Genomic DNA, 5,024 nt, shown 5'->3' with positions numbered 1-5,024 from the left:
AACTCAAATAGAGTATACCGAAAATTTTGCATAAAAATAACCCGAAAACTTACAACACTCTTTTTTTGAGTGTTCAGTTTTCGGGTTGAGATTCAGATAGCCAACGCACATTTTTCTTTATTTATTCAGTTGTCGGATTGCCCACACTAGTTTCTAATAAATAAAACACAAACTGCTCAACTTTGTTATATAAGTTGGTTAGCGTATAGCCGATAATCCAGGCTATTGTGAATACCATAACTGCCACAAAGATAATAGCCGGTATAAATGTAATTGGCGACCACTGTATAATCTGATGAATAATTGGTAGATTCCAAATAAATTCACGTACCTCAGATTGCTCATGAACCAAGTAAACACCCAAAGTATAGGCTGCTATGGTATTGATCCTTACTGACTTCACTTTGATTTGTCGAATATACATAAAGATGCAGTAGGACATGATAAATTCAAAGGGCCCGTTGTAGTTTAAAAAGTCTACTTCGGGTAAGATATATTGCAAAAAGCCAGTAATCAAGGCTAATGTTAGATACCCTAGTAGATATTGATTACGGGTGAAGTCTTTAATAAATGCGCCATGTAGGCGGATATAGGCGCCTACAAAATATAAATACACGAAGAAAATTAATGAAAAACCTGAGTTAATTGATATAATTTCCTGGTTGTTGACAAAAAATGGCCATACAACCCCCACCAAAGTCGATAAGAATAAGAAATGTTGATACTCTTTCTTACTAATCATATGAACAATTTTATTTAAGAAAGGAATGAATAGGTACAAGGCAAAGTAATTCGATATAAACCAGTACTCTCCCCTAAATGTGGCAAATAACTTACCTAAAATCCGCCAAATATTAAAATCGATAGCGCCAAACACCATTAGTATGGTGATTAAAATGGCTGAAACAAAACCTGGTAGTATGGCTACATGGATAATTTTTTTAATTTTTAGTTGTTTAGCATTAATTGAAAAATATCCTGTAATAATAATATAAACATTTACACAGACATATATAACGGCTCGCAGTAGGCTTAGTAAGAAAGCATTCACGCCACTTATTTCCATATCTGCTTTCATGACGTAATGGGTAATTACATGTGAAACTACAATCATAAACATCGCAATAATTCTAAGCAATTCAAAGTTTTGTTGTCGTTCTTTCATCTCCACTTACCTTTCCAAATTGAAATATTAATACTCATAATAAAAATAGTCTATCACTTTAAATAGCTAGAACATAGAATATTACATACATTTCATAAAACGCAATGGTACTTGGATTTTTAGTTCCTATAAAAATAGGCACGAAAAAAGACCTTTAAGCCATGTTTTTACAATGGTTTACAGGTCTCTTGCAATTTCCATTAATCTTTAAACATTGTACCAAGTGTTAATTCGAATCCTTTAGCGAATGATGGATCTTTTTGTACTTTAATCAATGATTGGTATTCAAAGTCGATTTCGCGGTCCGGTGTGTCAGACTCACATAATACAGCAATCCCTGCACATGTTGAGTTGAATTCTTTTAACATTGAATTCATTCCGGTAATCGTTCCACCACCGTTCAAGAAGTCATCAATGACTAACACGTGCGAACCTTGTGGTAGTGAAGACTTTGTTAATTCCATTTTTTCTACGCGGGTTGTCCCTTTGGTAGCATAGTTGATGGAGACTGTTGAGCCTTCAGTTACTTTTGAGTCACGACGCACAATAACGAATGGAATGTTCAGGTATAGTGCAACCATTTGTGCGATTGGCACACCTTTTGTTGCAATAGTCATGATGGCTGTTGCTTTTGATTCCGCATAATAACTTGCAATGATTTTACCTATTTTGCGTAACTGATCTGGGTCACTTAACAAGTCAGTTAGATAGAAGTATCCACCTGGTAGAATCCGGTCATCTGCAGCTTCTAATTGGTAAATCAGATTTTCCACTTCAACAATCGCGTCTTCTTTTGACATTGTTGGAATATAGATGACACCACCAGCAGCTCCAGCTACAGTTTCGATTCTTCCAAATCCACTTAATTCAAATTGTTCTTTTAAAATCGTCAAATCTTCAGAAATGGATGATTTCGCTGATTCGTAACGTGACACAAAAAACGTTAACGACACCAACTTGTGTGGGTGTGATAATAAATATTGTGTCATGTCCACTAGTCGCGGGCTACGTTTGATTTTCATATAGTCCAACCTTTCAAAATTCTTTTATATTGATATTTATTATATATTGGTTTTAGTTAATTTGAAAGGGAAATTTAAGATAATGTTCGTTTATTTTTTGTAAATAGCAAAAAAATGAGCTAATTTCCGAAAGAACTAGCTCATTTCCTAAACATTCGTAATTAGCCTTTAGTGATTTTAAGAAAACCACTTTCTATAATGAATATTAAAACGAAGATGGCAACAATTGTTGCACCTGGTGGTGTGTCTAAATAGTAAGACGTTGTCAGCCCAGCAAACATCCCAAACATGGCAATGATCACACCGACGATAATGACTGAATCAAAGTTTTTCACTAGTCGTAACGCAATGGCTGCTGGCATAACGATAATCGCAGATACCAGTAGTGACCCTGCAATTGGCATGATTAAGGCAATGGCCATCCCTGTAATAATTGAAAAAATGACTGAGATCATTCGAACTGGCAAACCTGCCGTATAGGCGGTGTTTTCGTCAAATGAAATGAGGTATAAGGGCCGTTTAAAAATTAAGTAGCCAGCTACAATAAATACCGCTAATCCAATCAAGATATGGACTTGTAATGACGAAACGGTCACGATAGAACCAAATAGGTAGGCGTTAATAGAGGCTGCTGAATCCACTTGGTTCAATAGTAGTAAGGCTAAAGCCATCCCACCAGACATCATCATGGCAACCGATATATCTGAATAGTTGGCATAGACGACCCGCAAGTATTCTAAGATTAAGGCGGCTGCCGCTACGAACAAGATGGTCGTAATGGTTGGTTCAACCCCTAGTAAATAACCGAAAGCCACTCCGGCTAATGAGATATGGGCTAAGGTATCCGCCATTAATGATTGCTTGCGCATGATTAATAGGAGGCCTAGGATTGGGGAAATAAATGAAATAGCGGTCGCGGCTATGAATGCCCGTCCCATGAACTCATACTGAAACATCTCCACGGCGAATTCTCCTCTCTTACTAAATGCACACGTTTATCATAGTATTCATCTATAATATTATCGTCATGAGTTACCATCAAAATAGCTTTCCCATGTTTTTCTGTGTTGTGTCGTAATAAATTATAAAAGGCCGCTCGGGAATTCTTATCCATCCCTGTTGTCGGCTCATCTAAAATGAATAAATCTGGATCGGTCGCGAAGACGCGCGCCAAACCTACTCGTTGTTTCTGTCCACCAGAAAGGTCCCCAATTTTCTTATTGCGTTGTTCTTCTATACCGACTGATTTTAAGGCCCTTTCGACATGTGATTTATCGTTGTCATCTAGTTTTTTAAACCAACGATCTTGTTGGAAACGTCCAGAAGCCACAAATTCATAGACTGTACTTGGAAAACCAGCATTAAAGCTGTTCAAAGTTTGCGGTACATAGCCGATTTGTAATTTTTGACCAAAAGCATTGGTTTTAGAAATTGTAGCGGATCCTTGATCAGGTGATAAAAGGCCAAGTATATTGCGTAATAAAGTTGATTTGGCTGCGCCATTTTCCCCGGTGAGGATGACAAATTCACCCTGGTCTACGGTAAAGGAAATGTCGTTTAATACGGGTTCGTTATCCCATGAAAAGCCTAAATTTTTCACCTCAATGTAGTGCATGGTATCCCTCCTTCTCTTAGTGGTTAAACTATTTATTGAACGCCTTCGGCTAAACTTTCAAGATTGGCTTTTATAATAGCGATAAAGCCCTCGCCGTCAGCTGGATATTGACTAGTGTCAACACTCTCCATTGACTGCAATTCACCTACTGTACCGCCCAATTCTGACGCGATAGTGGTCGCAATTTCAGTAGCACCACCAGCTTGACCGTAGATGACAGAAATATTGTTTTCTTCCATATAAGAAACAATTTCTGCAATACGTTTAGGCGATGGCTCAGCTGACTCCGTCACACCTGTAACTGCTGCTTGGTGTAGACCGTAGCGGTTGGCTAGGTAACCAAAAGCTGCGTGCTGGGTAAGGAAAGTTTTAGTTTCTGCTGATTCAAATAGGCTGGCGTATTCATCATGAACGGCCATCATATCGCTAGCAAATTGTCCCGCGTTTTCTTGGTAAGTTTCAGCGTTATCAGGATCTGCTTCCGTCAATGCATTGGCAATTGTCTGTGCTTCAGTGACCGCATTGATAGGGTCTAACCAAGTGTGTGGGTCCGTCCCGTGACTGCGGCTCTCGTGGTCGTGGTCTTCCTCTGTTTCAGCATCAGTGTCCTCATCTGTATGTTCTTCTTCAGTCTCTTCTTCAGAAGTCGTTTCTCCGACTGTTTCCACATCACCATCGATCAATTCAACTTCTGAAGCTGCTTCAATAATGACTAAATCTGGGTTATCAATCGATTCTAATAAAGTTGGTACGAAGATTTCCATATCTTCACTGTTATAAACAAAGACATCTGCTTCATTTAAAGTCGCAATATCTTGCGCACTCGGCTCATATTCATGGGTATCCGCATTCTCCATCATAACCGTTACCTCAGCACTATCCCCAACCACTGCATTGGTTAAAGCTTGCATTGGGTAAAATGTCGTTATAATCTGTAAGCTATCATCATCACTTGATGTAGATGCCCCATTACCACATGCTGCCAAAAAGGCGATGGCTGATAAAGCTAACAGCACAACTAATCGTTTAAATTTATTCACAATGTTCTCCTTTTAAAAATTACTATCTATATATATCAACTACTCTCTGTTAAAACAGAGAGTTTGTCCTAAACATGGTGGTTGTAAAAACGATATAATATCTCCAACCGTTTAAAGACACTAAGGGATGGTTGACTGGCACCCCATCAGTAAGCGGTCTGTAGACACTTACCGAATATTGT

5 protein-coding genes are annotated in these 5,024 nt (G+C 38.3%); all 5 read right to left on the bottom strand.

Going from position 1 to position 5,024, the window contains the following annotated elements; translation table 11 throughout:
* Positions 1-121: 121 nt before the first annotated feature.
* The gene (locus ACUW85_RS09400) at positions 122-1,165 is read right to left on the bottom strand and encodes an acyltransferase (RefSeq protein ID WP_182023612.1); all 1,044 of its coding nucleotides are present in this window, start codon (positions 1,163-1,165) and stop codon (positions 122-124) included.
* 200 nt (positions 1,166-1,365) lie between these two features.
* Positions 1,366-2,187 carry a pur operon repressor gene (gene purR, locus ACUW85_RS09395; protein ID WP_059348538.1) on the bottom strand — a complete coding sequence of 274 codons (822 nt, stop codon included), beginning with the start codon at positions 2,185-2,187 and terminating at the stop codon, positions 1,366-1,368.
* A 161-nt stretch (positions 2,188-2,348) separates the two neighbouring features.
* Entirely contained in the window at positions 2,349-3,149 is an 801-nt protein-coding gene (locus ACUW85_RS09390; protein ID WP_182023614.1) for a metal ABC transporter permease, read from the bottom strand.
* Positions 3,107-3,802 (bottom strand): metal ABC transporter ATP-binding protein, encoded by a 696-nt coding sequence (locus ACUW85_RS09385; RefSeq protein WP_069285777.1) that lies wholly within the window; start codon positions 3,800-3,802, stop codon positions 3,107-3,109. The genes ACUW85_RS09390 and ACUW85_RS09385 overlap by 43 nt, the downstream gene beginning before the upstream one ends.
* Positions 3,803-3,834: 32 nt before the next feature.
* The gene (locus ACUW85_RS09380; protein ID WP_182023616.1) at positions 3,835-4,842 is read right to left on the bottom strand and encodes a metal ABC transporter solute-binding protein, Zn/Mn family; all 1,008 of its coding nucleotides are present in this window, start codon (positions 4,840-4,842) and stop codon (positions 3,835-3,837) included.
* Positions 4,843-5,024: the final 182 nt, after the last annotated feature.

The sequence above is a fragment of the Aerococcus sp. 150760013-2 genome, assembly GCF_053627715.1.
The sequence above is the reverse complement of the archived record's forward strand: the minus strand, read 5'-3'. Positions and strand labels throughout refer to the sequence as shown.